Genomic DNA, 25,846 nt, shown 5'->3' with positions numbered 1-25,846 from the left:
CGTCGTTGACGGGGAGGCCCGGAGGTCTCCCGAACGATGAGTTCGGGCGACCGCCAGGAGGGTCGGGGTTCGGGACCGCCTTCGAGCTTGTGTCGCAGCAGTTCGAAGGCGCCGCGGCCGACGCCGCGGAAGTCGAGGTCGACAGTGGTCAGTGGCGGGACGTTGTAGGCGGCGAGCGGGCAGTCGTCGAAGCCGATGACGCTCAGGTCGCCGGGGACGGTGCGGCCGGCGCGGTCGGCGGCGTGGAGCACCCCGAAGGCGAGGTCGTCGTTGCCGCAGAGGATCGCCGTCACCGAGGGGTCGGCGACGAGGCCGGCGGCCGCTTCGGCCGCCGATCCGATCGACCATCCGGAGTGGACGACCGCGGGGGCGTCGATCCCGGCGTCGGCGAGCGCGTCGGCCCAGCCGTCCTGCCGGCCGGCTTCGGACGGGATGGCCAGGTGGTGGACGGTGTCGTGGCCCATGGAGAGCAGGTACCGGGTGGCGCGGGCGGCGACGGTGCGGTCGTCGAGCGAGACGAGCCAGTCGGCCGCGTCCGACACCTCGTCGAGGTGCTCGCCGCCGGTGGCGACGGTGGCGCGGGGCTGCCGCCTGCGCAGCGCCCGCACGGCGTTCGACGTGGTCTCGTCGTGGGCGATGACGATCGCGGGGGCGCCGTCCTGCGGGAGCCGCCCGAGGACGTCGGATTCGGAGTACGTCTCGCCTGGGTCGAGGACCGAGATGAGGATGGTGAACCCGGCGGCCCGGGCGGCGTCCTCGATGCCGCGGATGGTCTCGGCGGTCCCGTAGAGCGAGGTGTCGGTGGTGAGGACGGTGACCGACCGCACGGCGCCTCCGGCGAGGGCGCGCGCCGAGCGGTTGGGCCGGTAGCCCAGTTCGCTGATCGCGGCCTTCACTTTGGCGCGGGTGGCGGCGGCGACCATCGGCGCGTCGTTGATGACGCGCGAGACGGTCTGGTGCGACACCCCTGCGTGCTTCGCCACGTCGAAGATGCTGACGGGCTTGGATTCGGCGCTCATCGCGGTCGGTCACCTCTCGAGTCGGCTGCTATTCGGCGTTGGCGAGTTCGACGACCGCCTCCGCCGCTTCCTGGGCGTCCTTCTGGCCCAGCCAGACCTGATTGAACTCGTCGAGGGCCGCGGTGCCGAAGGCGGCGTCGTTCATCGACAGCGGGTAGCCGATGGTGGTGCCCTCGGCGGCGGTCTGGAAGCCGGTCACGTCGATGCCCTCGCCGGCCCAGTAGTCGGCGAAGTCCTGGTTGAGGGAGGACACGCCCGGCCATACGGAGCCCATGCCGGTGGCGATGGCCTGCGCCTCCTCGGAGCCGAGGAACTTGACGAACTCCCATGCCTCGTCGGGGTGGTCGGTGCCGGCGTAGACCGCGTTGGACAGGCCGTTGATGACGGTGCCTGAGCCGACGGGTCCGGACGGGTTGTCGGCGACCGCCCAGGTGCCCGGCTCGAGGCCGTCGCGGTAGAAGCTGAGCATCCAGGAGCCGTCGAGCGCGGTCGCGGCCTGGCCGGCGACGACGTAGTCGCCGGGGACGCCGCCGTTGGGCTGGTTGGTCGACTCGGCGGGCACGGCCACGCCCCATTTGTTGTAGAGGTCGGCGGTGAACTGGATGGCCTCGACGCATTCGGGGGCGTCGATGGCGTAGTCGCCCCAGGGTTCCGTCTGGAGCGAGCAGCCGTTCTGGACCGCGTAGTTCCACCAGTCGGTCTGGCCGGTGGAGGAGGCCATGGCGGTTCCGTACTGGACCACGTTCTCGGGATCGAAGTCCGGGCTGAGGGCGTTGTTGCCGTTCGCGTCGATCGTGAGCTTCTGCAGGAACTCCACGTAGGTGCCGCCGTCGACGGGGTTCCATTCGAGGTCGCCGACGGTGGCCGGGTCGATCCCGGCGGCTTCGAGCGCGTCGATGCGGTAGACGAGGGCGATGGAGTCCCAGTCCTTCGGCAGGCCGTACTGGTCGTCCTCGAACCGCCATGAGTCGTAGAGGTTCTCGGGGTATACCGACGGGTCGAGGCCGTCTTCCTCGATGTAGTCGGTGAGGGGCAGCAGGACGCCGTTGTCGGCGTAGGTCGGGAAGCGGGAGACGTGGTTCCAGAAGACGTCGGGCGCGTCCTCGGCCGCGAACCGGCTGTCGAGGCCGGGCCAGTAGTCGTCCCACGGGTTCTGCTCGAGTTCGATCTCGATGTCGGGGTGGTCCTCGTTGAAGGCCGCGATCATGGCCTCCAGCGCGGGCCGCTGGTTGTCGTCCCAGAAGGCGTAGCGCAGGGTCACCGCTCCGTCGTCGTCGCCGCCGCAGGCGGCGAGTGCGGGGAGGGCGAGCGCGAGCGAGGCGAGGGCCGCCGTGCGCGTCTTGTTCATCCTTCGTGCCTTTCTCATCATTGAGAGGTCGGTTGAGAGGTCGGTTGAGAGGTCGGTCGAGGTCGGTTGCCGGATCGGTTGCGGGTCCGGTCGCCGGGTGCCGGCGTCACTTCATGCCGCTGAGGGCGATGGAGCGGACGATGTGGCGCTGGAAGACCAGGAAGACGGCGACCAGCGGGAGCAGCGCCATGGTGGAGGCGGCCAGGATGAGGTGGTACTCCTGGTTGAACTGGCTCTGCATCTGCGCGATGCCGCGCGTGATGACCCTGGTCGACTCCGAGTGGGTGATGATCAGCGGCCACAGGAGGTTGTTCCAGGTGTTGACGAAGCTGATGATCGCGAGCGTCCCGAGGATCGGCTTGGCCATGGGGACCATGACGCGCCACAGGATCGTGAACGTCCCGGCCCCGTCGATGCGGGCCGCGTCCTCGATGGAGGCGGGGATGGTCTTGAAGTACTGGCGGACCAGGAACACCCCGTAGGGCATGAGGAAGCCGAACACGAACGGGAGGATCAGCCCCACGTGGGTGTCGACCAGGCCGAGCTCGCGCACGATGATGAACGTGGGCACGAGGGTCACGATCTGCGGGACCATGAGGGTCGCGATGTAGGCCCAGAACAGGGCGTCGCGGCCGGGGAAGTCGAGGCGCGCGAACGCGTAGGCGGCGAGGGTGGAGAACACGAGCTGCCCGACGGTGACGGCCACGGCGACGACGAGCGAGTTGACGACGAAGGTCGCGAAGTCGTAGCGGCTCCAGACCTCCGCGAAGTTCGAGAGGACCGGGTTCGCCGGCGGCGCCCACGGCTCCGAGGTCAGGATCTCCTGTTTGGACTTGAACGCGGCGTTCACGGTCATGAGATAGGGCGCGACCGAGAGCAGCGCGCCGGCCACGAGCACCAGGTAGAGCGGGATCTTCTTCATCGGCGTGCTCCTAGCTGAAGTCGTAGACGGTGCGCTTGCGGAACAGGGCGGCCTGCGTGAGGGTGATGAGCGCGATGATCGCGAAGAGGATCACCGCGAGCATCGAGGCGTAGCCGGCGTTGCGCTGGGTGAAGGACTCCAGGTAGATCTGGTAGTTCAGCGTCGCGGTGGAGCCGGCCGGGCCTCCGGCGGTCATCACGTGGATGGTGTCGAAGACCTGGAACGAGCCGATGACGCTGGTGATGAGCACGAACAGCATCGCCGGCCGCAGCAGCGGCAGCGTGATCGCGAAGAACCGGTGCACGGGCGAGGCGCCGTCCACATCGGCCGCCTCGTAGAGCTGCGCGGGGATGGCCTGGAGACCGGCGAGGAAGAACAGCATCGTGTAGCCGGTGTACTGCCAGACGTTGACCGAGGCGATGACGGGCATCGCCCAGGCGGAGCTGGTCAGCCAGGCCGCGCCGTCGATCCCGAACAGGTCCAGGAAGCGGTTCAGCGCCCCGTAGGCGGGGTCGAAGACCCAGCGCCAGATGACGCCGAGCGCGACCGGCATGGCCATCCACGGCAGCACGTACAGCACGCGGAAGGTGTTGCGGGCCTTGATCTTCGCGTTGAGCGCCAGCGCGAGCAGGAGGGCGAGCACGGTCTGGGCGGGGATGTTGAGCAGCACGTAGTAGAACGTGTTGCCGATCGACCGGAGCGCCCGCTCGTCCCCCGCGAGCTCGCGGTAGTTCTCGAGGCCGATGAACTCGGGATCGGAGAGCAGGTTCCAGTCGAAGAAGCTCAGGACGACGACCACGACGATCGGCGCGATGAGGAAGACCGCGAAGCCGATGAGGCTCGGCGCGAGCATGCCGTACGCCTCGACCGCGGTCCTCAGGTTCCGCCGCCGGCCGGCTCGGGGGGCCGCTCGCCGGGCGGTCTCGGTCTCGGAGCGCGGCTCCGCAACGGGAAGGGTTCGCATGGCACCTGGCCTGTCACGTGGGGGGCAGTGATGCGCATGAATGTTAGCGCTCACGGTCACCACGAGTCAAGACATGCCCGATGGATTCTCGATCTTCACGGTCGAGGCGGCGGAGACCCAGCTCAGGCCAGAAGGTGGTGCAGCACTGACGCCGGACCGGCGCTCGACCGGAGGTCGTTCGTCGCCGGACCTCCGTTAGCGCTCACAGAAGGGGCGCGATTCGCGTGGGGGTTCCTCGCCGCGATGGGAGTCCCATCGCGGCGAGTCCGGCGCCGAGGATGGGGACGCGGCCCCTCGTCCTCGTCGACCCGTTGCCGCTACGGCTGGAGGAGCACTTTCACGGCGCGGCGCTCGTCCATGGCCCGGTAGCCCTCGGCGACGTCGGCGAGCGGGAGGGTCAGGTCGAAGACCTTGCCCGGCTCGATCTCGCGCCGCCAGATGCGGTCGACGAGGTCCGGCAGGTACCGCCGGACCGGGGCCGGGCCGCCGTGGAGGTGGACGCCCGAGAAGAACAGCTCCCGGCCGGACAGTTCGACCCCGTGGGAGATGCCGACGTAGCCGACGTGGCCGCCGACGCGGGCGGAGCGGACGGCCTGCGCCATCGACTCCTGCGTCCCGACGGCTTCGATCACGGAGTGGGCGCCGAGCCCGCCGGTGAGCTCCTTGATCCTCGCGACGCCGTCGTCGCCGCGCTCGGTGACGATGTCGGTGGCGCCGAAGCCGAGGGCGAGCTTCTGGCGGGACTCGTTGCGGGACATGACGATGATGCGCTCGGCGCCCATCTGCTTCGCCGACAGGACGCCGAGCAGGCCGACCGCGCCGTCGCCGACGACGACCACGGTCCTCCCGGGACCGGCCTGGGCCGCGTCGGCGGCGAACCAGCCCGTGCCGAGCACGTCCGAAGCGGCCAGCAGGTGCGGGACGAGGTCGGGATCGGGCGGCCCGGGAACGGCGACGAGGGTGCCGTCCGCGTTCGGCACGCGCAGCAGCTCGGCCTGCGCGGTGCCGACGAACTCCCGGTGCACGCAGTGGGACTGGTAGCCGGCCCGGCAGATCTCGCAGGTGTTGTCCGAGGTCGCGAAGGAGCCGACGACGAACTGTCCGACCTCGACGTTCCGCACGCCGTCGCCGACCTGTTCGACGACGCCGACGTACTCGTGGCCGATCGGCCGGGGTTCGGCGATCGGCTCCATGCCGCGGTACGCCCACAGGTCGGTGCCGCAGATGCAGGTCGCGCTGAGGCGGACGACCGCGTCGGTCGGCGCGGTGACCGCCGCGTCGGGGCGCTCCTCGGAGCGGATGTCGCCGGGGGCGTAGATGATCGTTCCTCGCATGGGATGCACTTCCTGAACGGCGCGCCTTGAGGCGCGGTGACGGAGACCTGGCCGTGTGCGGGCCGGCACCGGGCCGTCCCGCTCACCACCGATCAAAGCGCACCCACGGACCTGGGAAAACACTCTGCTGAGGGGTGTACTCGGAGGGCATCCCTCGAACTCGGCGAGGGGCGTACCGTCGTGAGCGTGGACTACCGGGACGAAGTGCGCGAGTTCCTGACGTCGCGCCGCGCGAAACTCACTCCAGAGCAGGCGGGCCTGCCCTACGGGGCCAACCGGCGCGTGCCCGGACTGCGGCGCGCCGAAGTGGCGGTCCTGGCGAACATCAGCGTCGAGTACTACGCACGGCTGGAGCGCGGCGGCATCGCCGGGGCCTCCGACGCGGTCCTCGACGCCCTCGCCCGCGCGCTCCGGCTCGACGAGGCCGAACGGTCGTACCTGTTCGACCTGGCCAAGGCCGCCGGCCGCGCCCCGCAGACGCGTCCCCGCCGCCGCGGCAGCAACCGCTGGTCGCCGCGCCGGAGCCTGGCGCAGATGCTCGACGCGATCGACGCTCCGGCCGTCGTCCGCAACGGCCGCACCGACCTCCTGGCCGCCAACCGGCTCGGGCGCGCGCTGTTCGCTGACGTGTACGACGGCGCCGAGGGGACCCCGAACCTCGCCCGGTTCTGCTTCCTCGACCTCGAACGCTCCCAGCGGTTCTTCGCCGACTGGGACCACGCGGCCGAGGTGAGCGTCGCGATCCTGCGCACCGAGGCCGGGCGCGACCCCCGCGACAAGGGCCTCCAGGACCTCATCGGCGAACTGTCCACCCGCTCGGAGGAGTTCCGGACCCGTTGGGCCGCAAGGAACGTGCGCATCCACGGCAGCGGCGGCAAGATCGTGCGCCACCCGGTCGTCGGCGAACTCGACCTCGTCTACGAGGGACTGGAACTCACCGCCGAACCCGGACTGTCCCTCCTGGTCTACACCGCCGAGCCGGCCTCGCCCTCCGACGAGCGGCTCCGACTCCTCGCGAGCTGGACCGGCACCGACGCCCCCGTGAACCCGGCCGGCGCGGAGAACTGACGCGGCACTGTACCGGCTCGCGCGCATGCCCGACGGCGGCGAGGATGCGCGCTTCATCGCCCGCCCGCCTCACCCGGATCGCCGACGAGGACACCGGCACCGCCGACCCGAACGCAGTGCGGCAGGCCCCCGCCGCGTGGGACGTGGACGCGCGGCCCGGCTCGCCCGAAGGCAGGTCGGCGATCGCCCAGGCCATCGTCTACCGCGCGACCGTGTCGGTGACGGGACCGAGCAGTGAGACGTGACGTCGCCGGGCGGCCGGCACCGGCTCGCTAGGCGAGCAGGCTTTCGAGGGCCGCGGCGACCAGTGCCTTGCGTTCCTCGCGGGTCCGCGGCAGGGCTTCGGCGGCGGTGGCGGCGAGGTGGGTCATGCCGTAGTACATGCTCACGGAGATCACGGCCCGATGGCGGGCCGGTGCGGGTGCGAACCCGGCGGCCTCGAACAGCGCGGTGACGTACTCGATGCGCCGCCTGCCCACGCGCGCGAGGACGGCGGCCACCGTCGGGTGGTCGGCCGAAGCCGCCAGCGCCGTCTCGATCCGGTGGGTGGCCCCGTGCTCGATCACCTTCTCGAACAGGCGGCGCAGCCGTTCGACCGGGTCGTCGAGGCGCGCGTCCTCGATGGCGGCGATGACCTCTTCGGTGCCGCGGCGCTCCCAGCGGAGCACCGCCGCTTCGATGAGGGCCTCGCGGTTCTTGAAATGCCAGTAGAAGCTGCCCTTCGTGGCGCCGAGGTCGCGCGCCAGGGGCTCGACCGCGACGGCGGCCAGGCCGCCGGCCTCCAGCGCCACGAGCGCCGCGTCGGCCCAGTCGTCGGCGGTGAGTCGATTGCTTGCGCGCACCATGTCCATACGCTAGCGTATGGTAAAACCATACGCCACCGTATGGAGGTTTCCGTGGAGAACACGCACTCGCGCCGGATCGACGCCCCCGCCTCGGCCGTCGGCGCCCTCATCGACGGTCTGGCCGGTCCCGGCGACCGGCTCTGGCCGACCCCGGCCTGGTGGCCGCTGCTCCTCGACCGGCCCCTTGGCGTCGGCGCGGACGGCGGGCACGCCTCGATCCGCTACCGTGTCGACGAGTACGAGCCGGGCCGCCGGGTCCGCTTCGCGTTCGGCCCGGGCAGCGGCCTGGCGGGCTTCCACGAGTTCTCGGTGACACCGGACGGCCCCGACGCCTGCATGCTCGCGCACGACATGGGCGGACGGACGGAGGGAACCGCGATCGTCCTGTGGCCGTTGGCGATCCGGTGGCTGCACGACGCCCTGATCGAGGATCTGCTCGACAACGCCGAACGCGCCGCCACCGGGTCCGTGCGCCGGCCCGCCAAGCGCTCACCCTGGGTGCGGCTGCTGCGCGCGGTCATGAGCGAGCGGCCCCGGGCCGTCGAGACGCCCCGGGACGCGGTGCTCGCGCGCGGGGCCTTCGACCGCGTCGACTACGCCGACTCGTTCCGGATCCGCCTGCGGCCGGGGATGCCGACCGATCCGTACGAGTGGGCGCGGGTGATCTTCTTCCACCGGCCGTTCGGGCTCCTCGACCGCTCCGGCGACGAGGCCCTGATCGGCGAGTCGCTGCGGGACATGGACTTCCGGGTCTCGGTGCTCGTGGAGGAGGGACGGCTGACCATGTCGACGGTCGTGCGGTTCCGCAACGGCCTGGGCCCGAAGCGATTCGCGCTCATCAAGCCCTTCCACCGCGTCTTCGTGCGCTTCATGCTCCGGTCCGCCGTCCACCGCGTCGGCAGCGCTCGGGCGGTGTCCGTGCGCTCCTGATCCCCTCCGGTCCGGCGCGGCCCGGCCGTCGGCAGCATTCCGCACGCCGGCGGTCCCGGGCGCGGGAGGCTCAGCGGCCCCGGCGTCCCTCGCCCGAGCCGCCGATCCCGCGCCAGAGGTTCAGACGCGCGTGAGCAGTCCGGTCCGGGCGCGGCCGGCATCGGGAACGCTGCTCGGCAGCCCGAACGTCGCGAACAGGCTCGTGTCGAGGAACGTCCGGATGCGGGCGATGCCCGAGTCGGTCAAGGTGAGCACGTGGATGCCGTGGGCGCGGCGGACGCCGTCCCCGTGGCGCTCATACGAGGCGAGCGCGGGCTGTCCGTTCGCGGCGGTCGGGATCATCGGGGCGCCGCCGCAGGCGGCGAACCCCTGCGACGCCATGAACCGGGCGATGGCGTCACGGCCGGCGAACCAGGCCGTGAACGGCGGCATCTCCAGCACCGCGTCGTCGCGCAGGATCCTGGTGAGCGCCGCCGCGTCGCCGTTCTCGAAGGCCGCGACGAACCTGTCCAGCAGTTCCCGCCGCTCAGGGTCGGACGGCTCGACCAGGGTGTCCTCGGCCAGGCCGGCCTGTTCGAGCTGGGCGCGGGCCCGCTGGAGCGCGCTGTTGACCGCGGCCGTCGAGGTGTCGAGCAGCTCGGCGACCTCGGAGGCGCGCCAGCCGAGCACGTCGCGCAGGATCAGCACGGCGCGCTGGCGGGCGGGCAGGTGCTGGAGCGCCGCGGCGAACGCGAGGCGGGTGCCCTCGCGGGACGTCGCGATCTGCGCCGGATCGGCCGACAGCAGCGCGTCCGGGATCGGCTGCAGCCACGTCACCTCGCGGGGCGGCGCCTCCAAGGCGCCCTCGGGATCGCCGCTGGGTCCGCCGAGGCCCGACGGCATCGGGCGGCGGCCGCGGTTCTCCAGCGCGCGCAGGCACGCGTGCGTCGCGATCCGGTACAGCCAGGTCCGCAGCGACGACCGGCCCTCGAACCGGTCGAACGCGCGCCAGGCGCGCAGGTACGTCTCCTGGACCAGGTCCTCCGCGTCGTGGACCGACCCGAGCATCCGGTAGCAGTGCACCAGCAGCTCGCGCCGGTACGGGTCGGTGAGCCGCGCGAACTCCCCCGCCTCAGGCCTCGCCAGAACGGTCTCCATGACCGGTGCCCCCTTCGTCGTTTCCTCACCAGTACAGATCCCCCGGCCGGTGAAAACTCATCGGCGATCCGCGATGAGTTTTCACCGGCCCTCGTATCAGTACTGGGCAGCGGGCGACGTCCGAGATCGCTCGAGAACAGAACCAGGAGTTCCCAATGCCGCAGTTCTTCATCGAAGCGCCGAAGGGCATCGGCCACGAAGCCAAGCAGCAGTTGATGAGCGAGGTCACCGACGCCATCGAGGAGGCGTACCGCATGCGTCCGGACATCCAGGTCTGGCTCCGCGAGTACTCCGGCGACGACGTCGCCTTCGACGGGCGCCTCTACGGCGACGAGCCGATGCGGCCGGTGTGCTTCCTCGAAGCGCCCGAGCTCGCCGACGAGGACGCCAGCCGGACGATGACCAAGCGGATCAACGACGCGATCGAGGTCGCCTACCGCGGCATCGCCAACACCGAGGAGACGCTGATCCTCATGAACCACTACCCGCTGCAGCACGCGGGATTCCAGGGCCGGCTCCAGTCCGACGACCCGGCCGTCGTCGAGGCGGTCAAGCGCCTGAACGAGCGGTAGCCGATGCCGCGATCCGGTGGCGCACTGGAGGTGCGCCACCGGATCGCGGCTCGACGCAGTCGTGCGACTCCGGCAATGCGGCCCAATAGACACGAAGACACGGCCGCCCGAACCGCCGTGCGCCCGAACGGACCCGGCCGCGCGCGGGCGGCCGGCCTTTCAGAGCCGGTCGAGTTCCGCGCTGATCATCGCCTCCAGCGCTTCGCGTCCCTGTGCGCCGAGGGCGGTGCCGAGGGCGGCCGCGAGCCGCTCGAACGGGTCCTCGATCGGCAGGGCCTCCAGTTCCCGCGCCAACTCGGGCACCGTCCACGGTTCGCCGTCCTTGCGGACCCGCTCGCCGAGCGTCCATCCGCGGCAGGTGCTCACGGTGCCGCCGCGCACCGACATGACCTGCCCGGTGAGCGGGCAGCCGTCACTGACCAGATAGGACACCAGCGGCGCGACGACGGCGGGGTCCTTCGGGTCGGGTCCGCCGGCCGGCGGGGACTGGTCCATGCCCGGCACGGCCAGGGTCAGCCGGGTGCGGACCATGGACGGGACGATGCAGTTGACGCGGACACCCAAGCGCCCCAGCTCGAGTGCGTGCACCGTGGTCATGGCGGCGACCGCGGCGTTGGCCGCCGCGTAGTTCGACTGGCCCGGCAGCGGGTTGTACAGCCCCGATCCCGAGGCGGTGTTCACGATGGCGCGATCGGCGTTCTCGCCCGCATCGGTGCGCCGCCGCCAGTGCGCGGCGGCCCAGTGGCTCACCGCGAACGTGCCCTTGAGCTTCACGGCCACCACATCGTCGAACTCGGCCTCGGTGAGCCGCTCCAGACCCTTGTTGACCTCGGTGGCGGCGTTGTTGACCACCGCGTGCAGGTCGCCGAACGCGTCGACTGCCCGCTCGACCATGCGGGCGGCCGCGTCCCAGTCGGTGACGCTGCCGATGTCGGCGACCGCCCGGCCGCCGAGCGCGTGGATCTCCTCCACCACTGCTTCGGCGACCCGTTCGTCGCCGCCGCGGCCGTCGATGGCCACGCCCGGGTCGTTCACGACGACGTTTGCGCCGAGCGAGGCGAGGTGCAGCGCCTCCGCCCGTCCGATCCCTCTGCCGGCACCGGTCACCAGCACCGTTCGCCCTGTCAGTTCGCCCATTGCGGCGGCCTCCCTCTCGATGTCGCGCCTTGGACGGCGCAACTCAGTACACCCAGAATACTGATATACCGAGAATATTACTATACCAGGTGTATTCATGATCCGGATGCATTATGCTCGGGGCGTGGTGGAGGAACCCGGGCGCCGCGAGCGCAAGAAGCAGCAGACCAGGCGGGCCCTGATCGAGACGGCCGCCAGGCTGTTCGGCGAGCGAGGGTACGACGCGACGAGCGTGGCCGACGTCGCCGAGGCCGCCGATGTCACCAAGCGGACGTTCTTCCTGCACTTCGCCACCAAAGAGGACGTGCTCCTGAGCGACGGGCCCGCGCGGGTCGAGCTGGCCCTGCGGGTGATCGGCGAGCAGGCGCCGCAGGCGCCGCTGCGCGAGGTCCTCGCCGAAGCGGTGCACGCGATGATCGCCGACACCGCCTCCGGGGACCTGCCGAACGGCATGGCCGCCTTGCGGGCCCGGCTCATGGTCGACTCCCCCGCGGTCCAGGCCCGGGTCCTGCGCGCGGTCTTCACCGCGCAGGCACGCATCGCCGAAGCCCTGCGCGGCGCCTACCCGGAGACGCTGGACCGGGTGACCGCCGCAGGCGTCGTCGGCGCCGTCGTGGGCGCCGTGTGCGCCGCCGCCATCGCGAGTCTCGAGAACGGTGAAGGGCCGGAAGCCGTTTCGGAGGCGATGCGGCGGGCCGCCGCCATCGCGCTGCACACCGTCGACGCCCTCGGCGCCGAATCGGACTGACGCGGGCCGGCGGGGGCTCGCCGGTTCGACCGTCGTCTCAGGCGCGCTTCAGTCCATTCCGGCGCCGCGCGGAAGCCCGCGAGGCCGGCGGCCGGCGCGGCGGGGAACCGTGCCGCGCAGGGCTCCCCTCAGTCGCTCACCTGGCCGGTGGACCAGGCCCAGGCGGCGATCTCGACGCGGTTGCGGACCCCCAGGCGGCGCTGCACGTTGGCCAGGTGGTTCTTCACCGTCCCGGCGCTGATGAACAGCTCGGCGGCGATCTCGGCGTTGGTGCGGCCGCGGGCGACCAGGCGGGCCACCTCGAGCTCGCGTTCGCTCAGCGGCTCACCGGAAGCGGTCGCGGGCCTGCTCGGCACCAACTTGTGCAGCAGCTTGACGGTGATCTGCGGGCTGATGAGGGCGTCGCCGGCGACGGCGGCGCGGACGGCCTCGACGACGAGCATCGGGCCCGAGCGTTTGAGCAGGTACCCGCAGGCGCCCTCGCGCAATGCGGTGTAGACGTACTCGTCGAGGTCGAAGGTGGTCACCACGACCACCTTCAGGGGGTCGGCCGCATCCGGGCCCGCCAGGCGCCGGGTCAGCTCGAGGCCGTCCATGACGGGCATGCGGATGTCGGCGAGCACCACGTCGGGGCGGAGGAGCTCGGCCTGGGCGAGGGCGCTCGCCCCGTCGGCCGCCTCCGCGACCACCCTCATGTCCGGCTGCGCGTCGATCACCATGCGGAAGGCGTCGCGGATGCCGCCCTGGTCGTCCGCCACGAGGACTCTGATGGTCACAGGGGTGCCTCCTTCGGGTTCGGCTGCAACGGGAGACGCAGCTCGGTCCGCCAACCGGCGGGCTCGCGGGGGCCGGCGGTGAGGCGGCCGCCCAGGCCCTCGGCCCGTTCGGCCATCCCGGCCAGGCCCAGGCCCGACGAGGTCCGCGGACGGGCCGGGGCTCCGCGGCCGTCGTCCTCCACGGCGAGCACCAGCATCCCGTCCGCTTCGGACAGACTGACGGCGACGACGGTCGCGGTGGGCGCGTGGCGGCGGACGTTGGTGAGCGCCTCGGTGACCGCGCGGTGGACGACCGCACCCGCCTCGCGGGGCACCGGCGCATCGAGCCGCAGGGCGAGTTCGGCCCGCGGGCCGTCGCCGTCGTTGAACCTCGCCACGAGCGTCGCGAGATCGTCCACCCCGCCGACGGGGTTGCGGGACGCCTCGCCGGGATCATGCAGCAGCGCGAGGGTACGGTCCATCGACCCGAGGGCCCGCACGCCCGCGGTCTCGATGCGCTCCAGCAGTGCCGCGAGCTCGGGCCGACCGTCGGCGAAGACGATGCGGCCCGCCTGGGCCTGCGCGATGATCTCGCTGATGTCGTGGGCGACGAAGTCGTGCAGGTCGTTCGCGAGATCGAGGCGCTGGCGCCTCCGGGCCTCGGCGACGGCGCGGCCGCGCGCGGCCGCCAGGAACCGCAGATATCCCGCCGTGATCGCCGCCCCGGCACCGGGCAGGAGCCAGACCGCGCTCACCATCGCGGCCCCCGACAGGCCCCCGCCCAGCCCGAACCGCTGCCAGAGCAGTGCCGCCGCCAGCGCCGGCGCGACCGCGACGGCCATTCCCGCAGCGCTTCGCGCCCAGCGGACCGCGAGGTAGACCAGCACCGTCAGCGCGGCCGCCTCCGCGAAGACCCAGACGGACGTCGCCGCAGCCGGTTCGGCACGGCCGCCCGGGAAGGCGTCGCGCACGAGCCAGGTCGCGGCGAGGGACCCCGACGCCGCGACGAGGGCGCCGGCCGCGGCGAAACCGCGCAGCCGCGGCCACCAGGCGGCCAGTGCGACGAGCACGAGGCCGGCCGTGACCGCTCCGAGCAGGTGCGCCGCGGGCCGGGGAGGCGACCACACCGCCCCGTAGCCGAGGGCGAGCGCGCCGCACACCGCGACCAGCACCCGAGCAGAACTCATGGGCGCAAGCCTAGGACGGTCGACCGGGACGGTCCGCGGTTCGGCCCGCGCATGTGCCGTTCGGCCCATCCGAGCCGCCGCGGCGGGGCCGAACCCGCCGATCGGCACCTGTGCGCGTCCGCCGGTTCGCCCGAGGATCGTTGTATGGCAAACGAAACGGCAATCGGTACGGCCGTCAGCACCTGGCGGCACTGGCATCAGTGGATCGGATACGCGACCGGAGCATGGTCGTTCCTGTACGGTGCGCTCGGGGTCTACTGGGCGCTCGGGGGTGCGGGCTTCCCGTTCGGAACGGGCGACGAAGAACTCATGGCCGAGCCCGCGTTCGCGTTCAAGGTCTCGCTGCTGGGCCTCGCGACGCCGGAGGCGGCCGGACCCGTCATCGCGGCGCTCGGCGCACTCGGCGCCGCCGCGGGGGTGCTCATGGCCCGCGGCGTCCGGACCGGGCCGCTTCACGCGCTCCTGCCCACCTACGGGTGGGCGGTCGCCTTGGGGCTCACGGTGGCCGTCCAGGACTACCGCACGCTGATCGTCGTGGCGTACACGCCGGTCCTGCTCGTCACCAAGCCGCTCTTCGGCTGGCCTGAGAACGCGGGGTTCGCCGAGCTCTACCACCCCGAACGGCTCAACCTCCTCATGCTGCTGCTCGCCGGGGTGGCCTGGGCGCTGACCGCGGTCGCATACCGGCGCAAGGTCACCGGCGCGTGCGTCCACTGCGGTCGCAACGGCGAGGACCGGTCGGGGGCGCTGCAGCGGTGGGGCCGCCCGGCTGCATGGGTCGCGTTCGCGATCCCGCTGCTGTACTGCGTGACCCGCTGGGCCTGGGCGCTCGGTTTCAGTCTCGGCATCGATCCGGCGTTCTACCGGGAGGGACGCGAGTACGGGCTGTGGCTGGCCGGCGCCGCACTGGCGACGCTCGGCGCCGGCGGCGCGGTGCTGACGCTCGGGCTGATCCAGCGGTGGGGCGAAGTGTTCCCGCGCTGGATGATCGGCCTGCGCGGCAAGCGGTTCCGCCGATGCTCGCGGTCGTCCCGGCGACGCTCGTCGCGGTCCTGGTCGCATCGGCCGGCGGGATGTACATCAGGATGGTGGCCGCCAGGGGCGGTGTCACGGCGAGCACGTGGCCGCTCGAACTGCCCGAGACGCTCTGGGTGCTGTGGGGGGCGGCCCTGTTCACCGCGGCGATGGCCTACCACCGGCGGCGGCGCAGCGCGTGCGCCGTCTGCGGCGAGGGCTGATCCGCGTGCGGCGGGCTCGCTGCGGAGACCGGCTGCGGGCGGATCCTCTACGCGGCCTGCCGGACCGCGGATGCGGCCGTTCGGCCGGATGAGGGCCGGGACGGGTTCGGACGATCGGTTCGGGCTCGTCCGGTCGCGTCAGGGGATGATGTTCGACCTTCCGTCCCACGAGCCGTGTTCGGACAGCGGCCGGAACCGGAGCGTGGTGAACTCGTGGTGGAAGTCCCTCCGGTCCCGCTCCTTCATCGCGTCGCTGTGGCGGCGCGCGGTGTCGCCGTCGCCGCGTCCGAAGACCATGCCCGTCATCGCGCGGGCGCTGGTCCAGACCGAGAACGTGGCGACGGACCGGGGCGGGCGCATCGCCGCGAGCGCGAGCGTCGTCTCGGGGTGGTCCCGGACCTGGCGTTCGACCGGTCTGCCCCAGCGGATGAAGCGCGGCAGCTCGGGCAGGCGGACCCGGGCGAGCGTCACCGCGACGACCGGTGCACCGGGATCCGTGCGCTCGGCTTCGACGGGGAGGTGCGCCAGTTCCCGCACCGTGCCCCAGCGGCGCAGGAACTCGAGCCGCACATGCCATCCGGCGGCGAGCCGGCGGCCGAAGGGCCGCTGCGCGAGGTACTCCTCGAGCGCGGCCTCGTCGGCCCACTCCGCGAACACGGCGAGGCGTCGGATCTGCATGCGGCTCGGCGACACCACCGGTGCGCCCAGTTCCATCCCGGCGAGGACTTCGATGTGCCGCAGCCCCGGCGCCGAAGGCGGACGCAGCAGGGCACCGGTGGCCGTGTGAAGGGGCATCGCCGCGAGGTGGAAGGAGTGAACGCTCATGCCGTGATTCAACCCGAGTCCGGCTCGAACGGCGAACGGCGGCTCCAGGGGTGCCCCGCCTCGCCACCGGCCTCAGGCGATCCGGGGATCACGGGCGATGTCGCCGCCGGCCGAGGACGATTGCGGACCGCGGGTGCCGCGGTACGCCGGCGCGGGCGTTCTCGGACAGGCGGCGTCGAGCGGCGCTACCGGTGCAGGCGGCGGTAGGCCGCCGGCGGCAGGCCGCATTCGCGCTTGAAGGCGCTGTAGAAGCGGCTGACCGAGCTGAAGCCCGATTCGGCCGCCACGTCCGCGATCGGCAGATCGGTCGTGATGAGCAGGCGGCGGCCCTCCGCGAGACGGCACCTGGTGAGGTACTCCCAGATCGTCGTGCGCACGATCCTGCGGAAGTGCGTCATCGCGTAATTCGGGTGGAGCCGCGCCGCGCCCGCGACGTCGGCGACCGTCAGCGGCTCCCGGAAGTGCCGGGCGATGTGCCGGACCATGGCGACGGCGTGGCGCAGCGCCGGATCGCCCCCGGTGTACTGGCGGTCCGGCTCCTGCGGTGCGTCCAGCGCGAGGCGGCGGACCCGCGCCTCGACCTCCAGCAGCAGGATGCGGCGGCGCTCGGGTTGGGCGCTGTCCAGGTCGGCGGCCCACCGGGTGAAGCTCGCGGTGTCGGATTCCATTGCGGCCGAAGGCGGTGCGATGAGGGGCATCCCCGACAGCAGGCGGCCGACGAGCGCCGTCGGCAGGCCCCAGCCGAGGAAGGTCGCGAACGGCACGTGGACCCAGTGCGCCCGCGTCGCGGCGTTCGCGACGAGCTGGTGCGGGACGGCGGCCCAGAACGCGGCGACCGACCCCGGCCCGATCTCGACCGGCTCGCCGCCGAACAGGTAGAGCATCGAGCCGCCCTCGGCGACGAAGTTGATCTCCAGGTCGTCGTGCTGATGCGCGGTGTCCATGAGGATGGGGCGCCCGGCCCACCCCACCAGCGCCGTCGGGGCGATCTCGATCTGAGGATCCAAGAGACACTCGCTCTTTTCAATGAAGAATTCTCCGATCAGAACTTATACGGTGATGGCCCAGCGGCCGGCACCGGTCGCGATCCGATCGCTGATCGCATGTCTCAAGGAGTCTTCTTGTTCTCTCTCGGTATCGTCGGCGCCGGGCAGTTCGCCGGCGCGTTCGCGAAGCTGTTCAACGCCCACCCAGGGGTCTCGCGCGTCACCGTCACCGATCTGCTCCCCGAGCGCGCCGCGAACCTGGTCGGCGAGCTCGGCCTGGCCGGGGCGGAGGACGGCTTCGACGCGATGCTCGCCTCCGATGCGGACGCCGTCGCGATCTTCACGCAGCGGTGGACCCACGGGCCGCTCGTGGTGGCGGCGCTGCGCGCGGGCAAGCACGTCTACTCCGCGGTGCCGATGGCGTTCACCGTCGAAGAGATCGGCGAGATCATCGACGCCGTCAAGGAGACCGGTCTGACCTACATGATGGGCGAGACCAGCTACTACAACCCCACCACCGTGCTCGCCCGGCAGAAGGCCGGCGAAGGCGCGTTCGGCCGGCTCTTCTACGCCGAGGGCGACTACGTGCACGACATGGACCACGGGTTCTACGCCGCCTACCAGTACAGCGGCGGCACCGACTGGAAGCGCACCGCCAGCTTCCCGCCGATGAAGTACCCGACCCACGCCATCGGCGGCGTGCTCGGCGCGTGGAACACCCACGCCGTCAGCGTCAGCGCCATCGGGGTGCCCGATCGGCGCGGCGACGGCGTCTTCGACAAGGCCGTGAGCATGTTCGCCAACGACTTCTCCAACGCCACCGCGCTGTTCGAGACGGCGGACGGCGGCAGCATGCGGACCAACGAGTTCCGCCGCGTCGGCCTCGCCGGCGGGGTCCCCGAGTCGCGGTTCACCTTCTACGGCACCGAGGCGATCCTCGAGCAGGGCGCCCGGTCGACGCTGTGGCACGAGCGGTCCGGTCCGCTGCAGGACTGCTCCGACCTGGTGAGGCCCGGCTGGGCGAGCGGCGCCGACGACCCCGTGCTGGCCAATGTGGACCCGAAGCTGCACGACTCCTTCATCTCCGGGCACGCGCCCGTGCACGACACGTCCGGGCTCCCGGTCGAGTTCAAGGGGCTCGGCAACGGGCACATGGGCAGCCACCAGCTCCTCGTGCACGACTTCGTGACCGCCGTGAACGAGCAGCGGCTCCCGAGCGTCAACGCCTGGGTGGCGGCGCGGTACACCCTCCCGGGCATCGTGGCCCACGAGTCCGCGCTGCGCGGCGGCGAGCGCCTCCGGATCGACGACTTCGGCGACGCGCCGGGCGTCGCGCCGGCCCCGGCCCTCGCTTCAGAGGCGCTCTAGCGGCCCGGCGCCGAGACCGCGGGCCGGTCCCGCAGGCGTCAGGCGGGCCAGGTGTCCGGGTACCGCTTGGCGGCCTTGCGGTGCTGGCGCCGCAGGTCTCGGCGTTCGGCCGCCGTGAGGTGGTCTTCCATGACGACGCCGTTGAGGTGATCGGTCTCGTGCTGGAGGCAGCGGCCGAGGACGCCGGTCCCCTTGACCGTGATCGGCTGCCCGAACTGGTCCTGCCCGTGGCAGACCGCGAAGTCCGGGCGCGAGACGGGCAGGTACGCGCCGGGGAGGGACAGGCAGCCTTCCAGCATGTCCTCCTCCACCGGCGAGGCGGCGAGTTCGATGCGCGGGTTGCAGACCAGGCCCTGGTGGCGCCGGCCCCAGATGTCGTGGCAGTCGTAGACGAAGACGGCGAGGTCGACGCCGATCTGCGGGGCGGCCAGGCCCGCGCCGTCGGCCGCGGCGTTCGTGGCGAACATGTCGCACAGCAGGTTCCACAGCTCGGGCCCGAACTCGGTGACCGGCTCGCTGGGCCGGTGCAGGACCGGAGCGCCCCACCTGGTGATGGGCCTCGGCGTCCCCGACGCGATCAGTTCCTCCAGCGGCATGAACACGCAACCCCTTCCAGTCGGCGGCACCAGCTTAGAACGCCGACTCGCCGGCCGGTCGGCGGGCGGGAGCCGGCGACCCGGCCGCAGCGTCACCGGCCCGACCGGCACCCGCTGAGCGGAGGCGCGGCTTCACCGGTGCCAGGTTCCGGCCGGGGCGCGGCATGGTGTAGACCTGGCGGCGTGGTGCTTCCCGCTGAAATCATCGAACCGGTCATGGTCCCCGTCGACGGCGGGCACCGACTCGCCGTGCGCCGCCTCGGGCACGGCGGCGTGCCGCTGCTGCTGGTCCACGGCTTCCCGTGCACGAGCCGGATCTGGTCGCACAACCTCGCACCGCTGGCCGCAGCGGGATTCGACGTCGCCGCGCCCGATCTGCGCGGCTACGGCGACTCGGACTTCGCGCCCGACGGCTACTACGACTTCAACGCGTTCAACACCGACCTCGTCGGCCTGTTCGACGCCCTCGGCTGGGACCGCGCCGTCGTCGCCGCGCACGACCTCGGCGCGATGATCGCCATCGACATGGCCAACCGCCACCCCGACCGGGTCGACCGCCTCGTGATCCTCGACGACTCCATGCCCGACCTCGGCGAGGCGTTCACCGCGGCCGGCATCCCGCCGGGCAGGCCCAAGCCCGCCGTCTACGACTACCAGCGGCGCCAGGGCCGCCACGCCGATGCGCTGGTCGCCGAGCTCGACACCCCCGAACGGCGCCGCCGCTACGTCGGCGAGTTCTACGGCCACCGCATGTGGTGCCCGCCCGACGCGTTCGACGAGGACGACCTGGCGTTCCTCACCGAGCCGTACGGCGACGCGGCCCGACTGCGCGCCTCGTTCGCCGACTACGAGGTCGTCATGGGCACCCGGCCGCTGTCGGCCCCCGAGATGATCGACCGCCCGGTGGCGCAGCCGGCGCTCCTGCTCATCGGCGAGGACCAGGTGACCGTCGGCGACCACATCGAGGAGAAGGCCGCGATCGCCTTCCCCGCGGCGGTCGGCCCGTTCTGGGTCAAGGGCGCCGGCCACTTCATGCCCTGGGAGCGCCCGCGAACGGTCGACCGGGCCGTCACCGCGTTCTGCGGCGACCTGCTGCACCGGTGAAACCGGCCGGAGCACGGTCGGCGCCCGGCCCGGGCCGCCGTGCTCCGGCCGTGAACGCCGGCTATCCCAACCGGAACAGCCGGGTGCCGTGGGCCGGGACCCGGAGGCGGACCCGCGCGTCCTCGACCTGGATGTCGGTGCCGCTCCAGAGGTCGCGGACGCGGTCGGGGCGCGCCTCGCCGAGGTCGGCGAGGTGGACGTCGAGGTCGGCCGGTTCGTCCCCGAGCCAGAAGACCGCGCACGCCTGCGCGTCGCCCAGGTCGGCGGTCCAGACCACCAGCGAGTGGTCGCGGACGATCTCGCGGCTGCTCCGGCTCGACAGCAGCGCGAGGACCTCGGGATTGCGGAGCAGCTCGAGCGTGTCGGCCGGCGTGTCCGGGAGGTGCCCGCCGAACATCAGCGGCGACCGCATCATGCACCAGAGCGTCAGCATCGTGCGCTGCTCCTCGAGCGTCAACCGCGAGAGCCGGTCCTCGCCGACGTGCGCGCTGATGCCGATGCGCCCGAGCGGCAGCATGTCGGCGTCGCCCCAGGCGCCCGGCACCTGATGCGGCGCCCAGCGCGCCGCCCGCTGGAACATCTCCAGCAGCGCGCTCCAGTCGTCCCAGAGGTCGTCGGAGATCCGCCACATCTCCGAGTGCCGCCGGAGCTCGTCGAGGTGCGCGAAGGACAGGGCCTTCCCGGGGGACAGGCTCAGCACGATCGGCCGCCCGCACCGGTCGATCGCGCGCGAGTACGCGGCGATGTCGGCGCTCTGCGTCGGCGGGTGGAGGACGTCGTCGAGCTTGACGAAGTCGACGCCCCAGTCGGCGAACTGCGCGACCTGCGAGTCGTAGTAGGCCTGCGCGCCGGGCGCGGCGTGGTCGATCCCGAAGTTGTCCGGGTTCCAGGTGCACGCGTTGCCGCGGTCGGCGATCCGCGACGCCGTCGTGTCGGCCCCGAGCACCGGGAGGTCCAGTTCGACGGCCTTCTTCGGGATGCCCCGCATCATGTGCACGCCGAACCGCAGGCCCAGCGCGTGCACGCGGTCGGCGAGGGCCTTGAACGACCCGTCCGATGCCGAGGGGAACCGGTTCGGCGCCGGGAGCTGCCGTCCCCAGGCGTCGAGCACCGGGTCGGCGACCGGGTTGTACCCGTGCGCCCCTGGGTTCGGCTCGTACCACTGGATGTCGACGACGATGGTGTCCCAGCCGTAGGGCTTGAGCTCGGCGGCCATGAACTCGGCGTTGGCGATGACCTGGTCCTCGGTCACCGAGCCGCCGAAGCAGTCCCAGCTGTTCCATCCCATGGGCGGGCGCTGCGCAGCGTGCTTTCTCGCGGAAGTCGACGTCATGGCACCACCGTATCCGCGGCCGGGCGGATGCGAATCCGGCCCGCTTGGCCGTTCCTCCGGGATCCTTTGTTCGGCTAGCATCGCCCCTCGTGAAGTACGAAGCGGTGGTGGAGCTCGCGCCCGCCGGGATCTGGGTCGCCCAGGGGACCGCCCCGGAGATGGCCCGCCCGCACAGCCACGACGACATCGAGTTGAACGTCGTCACCAGCGGGGCGATCGAGTACCTGATGGGCGAGCGCCGCGTCCGCGTCGAGCAGGGCCAGTCGGCGGTGTTCTGGGCGAGCCTGCCGCACCGGCTGCTGGCGCCCGCCGGTGCGCCGGCCGAGGTCTGCTGGGTGCACGTCCCGCTCTCGGCGGTGCTGGCGTGGGACCTGCCCGCGGCCGACATGCGCTCCCTCCTGGAGGGCCGGCCGGCCCTCGCGGCCTTGCCGTCCGATGTGGATGCGAGCCGGGTGTGGCGGCGCTGGGAGCAGGACTTCGCCGGCCGCGACGCGGACGCCGCCCTGTTGGAGGTGCAGGCCCTGATGCGCCGGACCCTGCGCGCGGCGCGGGCGCGGCCGTCCGGCACCGGCCCGAGCTCGCGTCCGCTCGAGATGGCGGCGTTCATCATGGAACGGTTCCGCGACCCGATCACCGCGTCGGACGTCGCGGCGGTGGCCCATCTGAACACCGAGTACGCGATGACGCTGTTCCGGCGGACCTGGAGCATGACCATCGGCGACTTCCTGCTGCGCCGGCGCGTGGCCGAGGCGCAGCGGCTCCTGGCCACCACCGACCTCGACTGCTCCGCGGTCGGGTACGCGGCCGGCTTCGGTTCCGGCAGCACCTTCTACGCCCAGTTCGCGAAGCTCGCCGGCACGAGCCCCGGCCAGTACCGCGCCTCGCTGCGAGCGAGCGGAGACTAGGGCCGGTCGGGTGAACCAGGGCGAGGGGGCTCCGAGTCCGTTCGCCCGCAAGGCGGGCGACCCGGCTCCCCGTGGCGGCCGGGTCGTTCGGCAACGCGGCGAGGGCGAACGGGCTGGAGAGCGACCGTCCGCGCGGGCCCCGGACCGGCAGAGCCGGCGGGCGCGGCCCGGGTCCGGGCAGGGCGTCGTGCGCGGGTGCGCACGTAGGATTGCCGCATGCCCGAACGCGAAGAACCGGCTCCTGCAGACGGCTTGCATCATGTCGCGCCCAATGCCGAGCAGCTCGCCGCCGCGGCGGGGGTCTTCGCCTTGATGGCCGATCAGACCCGGCTGCACCTGCTTTGGGTGCTGGCCGAAGGCGAGGCGGACGTGACCGCGCTGGCCGCGGCGACGGGGGCGGCGCGGACGGCGGTGAGCCAGCACCTGGCGAAGCTGCGGCTCGCCGGGCTCGTCCAGGCGCGCCGGGAGGGCCGGCGCGCGGTCTACTCGATGACCGACGGGCACCTGCGCCGTCTCGTGCTCGAGGCGTTGAGCCGCGCCGACCACCAGGTCAGCGGCAAGCCCTGGCACGGCTGACACCTGAAATACGCTAGACATGTGCGCAGGTGCGCACATGTATGTTACGGTCGCGGGGTCATCACCGTCCCCTGCCCGAGGACCGCATGCCGTTCTCCGTACTGCGCGACCGCACCTACCGCCGCCTGTTCGCCGCCCAGGCCATCGCCCTCGTCGGCACCGGCCTGGCGACGGTGGCGCTCAGCCTGCTCGCATACGACCTCGCCGGGGCCGACGCCGGAGCCGTGCTCGGCACCGCCCTCGCGATCAAGATGCTCGCCTACCTCCTCATCGGACCCGTCGCGACGGCGCTCGCCGAACGCCTCTCCCGCCGCACCCTCCTCGTCGCCATGGACATCGCGCGCGCCGCGGTCGCGCTGGCGCTGCCGTTCGTGACCGAGGTCTGGCAGGTGTACGTCCTCGTCCTGGTGCTCCAGTCGGCGTCGGCGGCCTTCACGCCGACGTTCCAGGCGGCCATCCCGGAGGTCCTCCCCCGCGAGGACGACTACACGAAGGCCCTGTCGCTGTCGCGGCTCGCGTACGACCTGGAGAGCCTGTGCAGTCCCGCGGTCGCGGCCGTGCTCCTCGCCCTGGTCGGCTACCAGTGGCTGTTCACCGGGACCGCCATCGGGTTCCTCGCCTCGGCGGTCCTGGTCGTCTCGGTGGTCCTCCCGAAGCCCGCCCCGCCTCCGGGGGCCGGCGGACGGTGGGCCGCCACCACGCGCGGGTTCCGGCTGTACCTCGCCACGCCCCGGCTCCGGGCCCTGCTGCTGATGCACCTGGCCGTGGCCGCCGCGACCGCGATGGTCGTCGTCAACACGGTCGTCCTCGTCCATGACGGGCTCGGTCGCGGCGGCGGTGCCGTCGCCGTCGCGTTGGGGGCCTTCGGCATCGGCTCGATGACCGCCGCGCTGCTGCTGCCGCGGCTCCTGAAGCGCCTCACGGACCGGCAGGTCATGCTCCCGGCCGCATTCGCGCTCGGGGCCGGCCAGGCCGCGCTCGCCGCGGCGCTCGCAACGGGCACCCTCGGGTGGGCCGGGCTCCTCGCCCTGTGGTCGCTGCTCGGCGCCGCCACCGGTGCGATCCTGACCCCGACCGGACGCGTGGTCGCGGCCTCCTCGGCCCCGAACGACCGGCCCGCGGCCTTCGCCGCCCAGTTCTCGCTCTCGCACGGCTGGTTCCTCGTCACCTATCCCGCCGCGGGATGGCTTGCCGCCCAAGCGGACCTGGCTTCGGCCGCGACCGTGCTCGCCGTCCTCGCCGGGGCCGCCGCGATCACCGGGCTCGTCTGCTGGCCGAAGCGGGACGCCGCCACCGTCCCGCACGTCCACGCCCGGTTGGACCCCGACGACCCCCACCTGGCCGGCGCCCGGCCCGCGCCGGGCGGCTGGCGCCACGAGCACGACTTCGTCATCGACGGCCTGCACGCGCACTGGCCCGCGACCGGATCCGACGCGCCCTGCGACGCGAACCGGCGTTATCCGGCCGCGGCCGGAGCGCGCCGGTGACCGAGGCGCGCACCTCTTCCGACGGCGCGGCGAGGCCGCCTATCCGCGCGGGGCGTACATGATGACCGCGACGCCGAGCAGGCAGATGCCGGCGCCGACGAGGTCCCACCGGTCGGGGCGGAACCCGTCCACGACCATGCCCCAGGCGAGCGATCCCGCGACGAAGATCCCGCCGTACGCGGCGAGGACCCGGCCGAAGTTCGGGTCGGGCTGGAATGCGGCGACGAACCCGTAGGCGCCGAGGGCAACGATCCCGGCGGCGATCCAGAGCATCCCGCGGTGCTCGCGCAGACCCTGCCAGATCAGCCAGGCCCCGCCGATCTCGGCGAGGGCGGCGAGCAGGAACAGGCTGATCGACCGGGCGGTGTCCATGCGCGCGAACCTATCAGCCCCGGTCGGCGCGGGTCGGCGCCGCGGCGCCGGGGAAGGGCAGCGGGCACGCGGGGGTGTGCGCGCAGGTCTCGAGGTCGTCGCACCCGGCGGTCAGGGCCTCCTCCAGGAGGGCGGCGACGGCCTCGAGTTCGGCGATGCGCGCCTTGACCTGGTCGAGCTTGACGCGGGCGCCGTGCTGCAGGCCGCCGTCGGGACCGCGGCGCCGACCGGTCAGCGCCGCGATCTCGTCGAGGCTGAATCCGAGCCGCTGCGCGGCCTTGATCGCTCGCAGCCGGTCGACGGCCTCGGCGGGGTACAGGCGATGGCCGCCGAGGGTTCGGGCGGCGGGGGCGATGAGCCCGCGACGCTCGTAGTAGCGCAGTGTCTCCCGGCCGACCCCTGCCGCCTCGGCGACCTGCCCGGGCCGCATCGACGCGGTCACGAGGACGTCCGCGCGGCTTCGGCCTGGGCGGCGATGCCGTCCAGGACGCCGGCGCGGTGCTCGGGGACGGCGATGTCGAGTTCGAGCCGTCCGGTGCCGGCGGTGAGCTGGAACGTGAAGAAGCCGCAGCAGTCGGCCTCGCGCAGCGACAGGTCGGCGGCGCGCGCGGCCACCGCCGGATCCGGGGAGAGGCCGAGTCGCAGCCGGGTCGGCTCGAGTCGTTCGACCGACCGCACCGCCGCGGCGAACAGGTCGTCGAACGCGGCCAGCCGCGCGGCCCGGTCGGCCGCGGGCAGGAGGCACGCGTCGTCGGCGATCCACGTCGGCACACCCCGGGTCGGGAAGCCGCCGGCGTCACCGGCCGCGGCGGTCGAGAATGCGGTCATGTCGCTCGCCTCCTGCAGGTCATGGGCCGGGTAGACCACAACCGTAAACCCGTACCCCGGTACCGGATGCAACCCGAACGTCGCGCAGATCACCGGCGAGTCCCCGACACGCCGGTCCGTTGATCGGCAAATGCGACCCGGAGTCTGCGGAGGCGCGTGCTCCGCGCCGCCCAGGCCCCTCCGGGAGCGGGATCGAGGCGGCCGCTGCCGCACTATTGACCGAGCGCCGCTCTCGGGGAGCGGGGCGCCGGAACCGAGGAGA

26 protein-coding genes and 2 pseudogenes are annotated in these 25,846 nt (G+C 72.5%); 11 read left to right on the top strand and 17 right to left on the bottom strand.

The features are described from left to right. Nucleotides 1–32: 32 nt before the first annotated feature. The 5 genes and pseudogenes from GFD30_RS28230 to GFD30_RS08365 form a co-directional block, all read right to left on the bottom strand. A pseudogene (locus GFD30_RS28230) lies at nt 33–1,019 on the bottom strand (LacI family DNA-binding transcriptional regulator); the annotation flags it as partial. Nucleotides 1,020–1,047: 28 nt separating this feature from the next. Then, entirely contained in the window at nt 1,048–2,367 is a 1,320-nt protein-coding gene (locus tag GFD30_RS08380) for an ABC transporter substrate-binding protein (RefSeq protein ID WP_194201892.1), read from the bottom strand. A 106-nt stretch (nt 2,368–2,473) separates the two neighbouring features. Continuing rightward, nucleotides 2,474–3,289, bottom strand: a complete 816-nt coding sequence (locus GFD30_RS08375; protein ID WP_153024730.1) for a carbohydrate ABC transporter permease — start codon at nt 3,287–3,289, stop codon at nt 2,474–2,476. 10 nt (nt 3,290–3,299) lie between these two features. Next, nucleotides 3,300–4,253 (bottom strand): carbohydrate ABC transporter permease, encoded by a 954-nt coding sequence (locus tag GFD30_RS08370; RefSeq protein WP_227995958.1) that lies wholly within the window; start codon nt 4,251–4,253, stop codon nt 3,300–3,302. Between the two features lie 317 nt (nt 4,254–4,570). Further along, on the bottom strand, nt 4,571–5,587 hold the full coding sequence (locus GFD30_RS08365) for a zinc-dependent alcohol dehydrogenase family protein (RefSeq protein WP_153024729.1): 1,017 nt from the start codon (nt 5,585–5,587) through the stop codon (nt 4,571–4,573). 186 nt (nt 5,588–5,773) lie between these two features. Here GFD30_RS08365 and GFD30_RS08360 point away from each other — a divergent pair, with 186 nt between their 5' ends. Both GFD30_RS08360 and GFD30_RS08355 read left to right on the top strand, forming a co-directional pair. Further along, a complete protein-coding gene (locus GFD30_RS08360) occupies nt 5,774–6,655 on the top strand; it encodes a helix-turn-helix transcriptional regulator (protein WP_322633071.1) in 882 nt (293 codons plus the stop codon). Then, a pseudogene (locus tag GFD30_RS08355) lies at nt 6,654–6,867 on the top strand (AAA family ATPase); the annotation flags it as partial. The gene GFD30_RS08360 and the pseudogene GFD30_RS08355, both read left to right, overlap by 2 nt. 60 nt (nt 6,868–6,927) lie before the next feature. Here the strand turns inward: GFD30_RS08355 and GFD30_RS08350 are convergent. Further along, complete coding sequence (locus tag GFD30_RS08350; protein WP_227995956.1) at nt 6,928–7,500, bottom strand: TetR/AcrR family transcriptional regulator; 573 nt, start codon at nt 7,498–7,500, stop codon at nt 6,928–6,930. Between the two features lie 51 nt (nt 7,501–7,551). Between GFD30_RS08350 and GFD30_RS27830 the strand changes: the two genes are divergently transcribed. Further along, complete coding sequence (locus tag GFD30_RS27830) at nt 7,552–8,430, top strand: DUF2867 domain-containing protein (RefSeq protein ID WP_322633070.1); 879 nt, start codon at nt 7,552–7,554, stop codon at nt 8,428–8,430. A gap of 120 nt (nt 8,431–8,550) precedes the next feature. Here GFD30_RS27830 and GFD30_RS08340 read toward each other — a convergent pair whose 3' ends face one another. Continuing rightward, a complete protein-coding gene (locus GFD30_RS08340) occupies nt 8,551–9,567 on the bottom strand; it encodes a sigma-70 family RNA polymerase sigma factor (RefSeq protein ID WP_153024726.1) in 1,017 nt (338 codons plus the stop codon). Nucleotides 9,568–9,722: 155 nt separating this feature from the next. Here GFD30_RS08340 and GFD30_RS08335 point away from each other — a divergent pair, with 155 nt between their 5' ends. Beyond that, nucleotides 9,723–10,139 (top strand): tautomerase family protein, encoded by a 417-nt coding sequence (locus tag GFD30_RS08335; RefSeq protein WP_153024725.1) that lies wholly within the window; start codon nt 9,723–9,725, stop codon nt 10,137–10,139. A gap of 159 nt (nt 10,140–10,298) precedes the next feature. On the opposite strand, the gene GFD30_RS08330 is transcribed toward GFD30_RS08335, so the two are convergent. Then, nucleotides 10,299–11,276 (bottom strand): SDR family NAD(P)-dependent oxidoreductase, encoded by a 978-nt coding sequence (locus GFD30_RS08330; RefSeq protein ID WP_153024724.1) that lies wholly within the window; start codon nt 11,274–11,276, stop codon nt 10,299–10,301. Between the two features lie 124 nt (nt 11,277–11,400). Between GFD30_RS08330 and GFD30_RS08325 the strand changes: the two genes are divergently transcribed. Further along, nucleotides 11,401–12,024 (top strand): TetR/AcrR family transcriptional regulator, encoded by a 624-nt coding sequence (locus GFD30_RS08325; RefSeq protein ID WP_322633069.1) that lies wholly within the window; start codon nt 11,401–11,403, stop codon nt 12,022–12,024. Between the two features lie 128 nt (nt 12,025–12,152). Here the strand turns inward: GFD30_RS08325 and GFD30_RS08320 are convergent, their stop codons facing one another. Continuing rightward, nucleotides 12,153–12,800, bottom strand: a complete 648-nt coding sequence (locus GFD30_RS08320) for a response regulator transcription factor (protein ID WP_322633068.1) — start codon at nt 12,798–12,800, stop codon at nt 12,153–12,155. Next, nucleotides 12,797–13,966: a sensor histidine kinase gene (locus GFD30_RS08315; RefSeq protein WP_153024723.1), complete on the bottom strand. Its 1,170-nt coding sequence runs from the start codon at nt 13,964–13,966 to the stop codon at nt 12,797–12,799. The genes GFD30_RS08320 and GFD30_RS08315 overlap by 4 nt, the downstream gene beginning before the upstream one ends. A gap of 1,016 nt (nt 13,967–14,982) precedes the next feature. Here GFD30_RS08315 and GFD30_RS08310 point away from each other — a divergent pair. After that, nucleotides 14,983–15,204, top strand: coding sequence for a hypothetical protein (locus GFD30_RS08310; protein ID WP_153024722.1), 222 nt, complete (start codon nt 14,983–14,985; stop codon nt 15,202–15,204). Between the two features lie 138 nt (nt 15,205–15,342). On the opposite strand, the gene GFD30_RS08305 is transcribed toward GFD30_RS08310, so the two are convergent. Both GFD30_RS08305 and GFD30_RS08300 read right to left on the bottom strand, forming a co-directional pair. Continuing rightward, the gene (locus GFD30_RS08305; protein WP_153024721.1) at nt 15,343–16,029 is read right to left on the bottom strand and encodes a hypothetical protein; all 687 of its coding nucleotides are present in this window, start codon (nt 16,027–16,029) and stop codon (nt 15,343–15,345) included. A gap of 185 nt (nt 16,030–16,214) precedes the next feature. Beyond that, the gene (locus GFD30_RS08300; RefSeq protein ID WP_153024720.1) at nt 16,215–17,036 is read right to left on the bottom strand and encodes a helix-turn-helix domain-containing protein; all 822 of its coding nucleotides are present in this window, start codon (nt 17,034–17,036) and stop codon (nt 16,215–16,217) included. Between the two features lie 114 nt (nt 17,037–17,150). Here GFD30_RS08300 and GFD30_RS08295 point away from each other — a divergent pair, with 114 nt between their 5' ends. Then, nucleotides 17,151–18,383 (top strand): Gfo/Idh/MocA family protein, encoded by a 1,233-nt coding sequence (locus GFD30_RS08295; protein WP_227995955.1) that lies wholly within the window; start codon nt 17,151–17,153, stop codon nt 18,381–18,383. Between the two features lie 38 nt (nt 18,384–18,421). Here the strand turns inward: GFD30_RS08295 and def are convergent, their stop codons facing one another. Further along, nucleotides 18,422–18,979 carry a peptide deformylase gene (def, locus tag GFD30_RS08290; protein WP_153024718.1) on the bottom strand — a complete coding sequence of 186 codons (558 nt, stop codon included), beginning with the start codon at nt 18,977–18,979 and terminating at the stop codon, nt 18,422–18,424. 183 nt (nt 18,980–19,162) lie between these two features. Here def and GFD30_RS08285 point away from each other — a divergent pair, with 183 nt between their 5' ends. Further along, the gene (locus tag GFD30_RS08285) at nt 19,163–20,083 is read left to right on the top strand and encodes an alpha/beta fold hydrolase (RefSeq protein ID WP_153024717.1); all 921 of its coding nucleotides are present in this window, start codon (nt 19,163–19,165) and stop codon (nt 20,081–20,083) included. Nucleotides 20,084–20,144: 61 nt separating this feature from the next. Here GFD30_RS08285 and GFD30_RS08280 read toward each other — a convergent pair whose 3' ends face one another. Then, nucleotides 20,145–21,416 carry a glycoside hydrolase family 27 protein gene (locus GFD30_RS08280; protein ID WP_227995954.1) on the bottom strand — a complete coding sequence of 424 codons (1,272 nt, stop codon included), beginning with the start codon at nt 21,414–21,416 and terminating at the stop codon, nt 20,145–20,147. An 89-nt stretch (nt 21,417–21,505) separates the two neighbouring features. Between GFD30_RS08280 and GFD30_RS08275 the strand changes: the two genes are divergently transcribed. The 3 genes from GFD30_RS08275 (at nt 21,506) to GFD30_RS08265 (ending at nt 24,384) form a co-directional block, all read left to right on the top strand. Continuing rightward, nucleotides 21,506–22,321 (top strand): helix-turn-helix domain-containing protein, encoded by an 816-nt coding sequence (locus GFD30_RS08275; RefSeq protein ID WP_153024716.1) that lies wholly within the window; start codon nt 21,506–21,508, stop codon nt 22,319–22,321. A gap of 216 nt (nt 22,322–22,537) precedes the next feature. Further along, the gene (locus GFD30_RS08270) at nt 22,538–22,897 is read left to right on the top strand and encodes an ArsR/SmtB family transcription factor (RefSeq protein ID WP_153024715.1); all 360 of its coding nucleotides are present in this window, start codon (nt 22,538–22,540) and stop codon (nt 22,895–22,897) included. 86 nt (nt 22,898–22,983) lie between these two features. Beyond that, entirely contained in the window at nt 22,984–24,384 is a 1,401-nt protein-coding gene (locus tag GFD30_RS08265) for an MFS transporter (RefSeq protein WP_153024714.1), read from the top strand. Between the two features lie 39 nt (nt 24,385–24,423). On the opposite strand, the gene GFD30_RS08260 is transcribed toward GFD30_RS08265, so the two are convergent. Genes GFD30_RS08260 through GFD30_RS08250 form a run of 3 tightly spaced genes read right to left on the bottom strand, consistent with a single transcriptional unit; the run spans nt 24,424 to nt 25,584 of the window. Next, nucleotides 24,424–24,756, bottom strand: a complete 333-nt coding sequence (locus GFD30_RS08260) for a YnfA family protein (RefSeq protein WP_153024713.1) — start codon at nt 24,754–24,756, stop codon at nt 24,424–24,426. Between the two features lie 13 nt (nt 24,757–24,769). Next, nucleotides 24,770–25,186 carry a MerR family transcriptional regulator gene (locus GFD30_RS08255; RefSeq protein WP_153024791.1) on the bottom strand — a complete coding sequence of 139 codons (417 nt, stop codon included), beginning with the start codon at nt 25,184–25,186 and terminating at the stop codon, nt 24,770–24,772. Between the two features lie 8 nt (nt 25,187–25,194). After that, the gene (locus GFD30_RS08250) at nt 25,195–25,584 is read right to left on the bottom strand and encodes a hypothetical protein (RefSeq protein WP_227995953.1); all 390 of its coding nucleotides are present in this window, start codon (nt 25,582–25,584) and stop codon (nt 25,195–25,197) included. Nucleotides 25,585–25,846 lie beyond the last annotated feature (262 nt).

Origin of the sequence: Glycomyces albidus (assembly GCF_009451885.1) — a bacterium.
In the GTDB taxonomy this organism is placed as follows: domain Bacteria; phylum Actinomycetota; class Actinomycetes; order Mycobacteriales; family Micromonosporaceae; genus Glycomyces; species Glycomyces albidus.
Note: the sequence above shows the minus strand (reverse complement) of the source record. Positions and strands in the feature narration are given on the sequence as shown.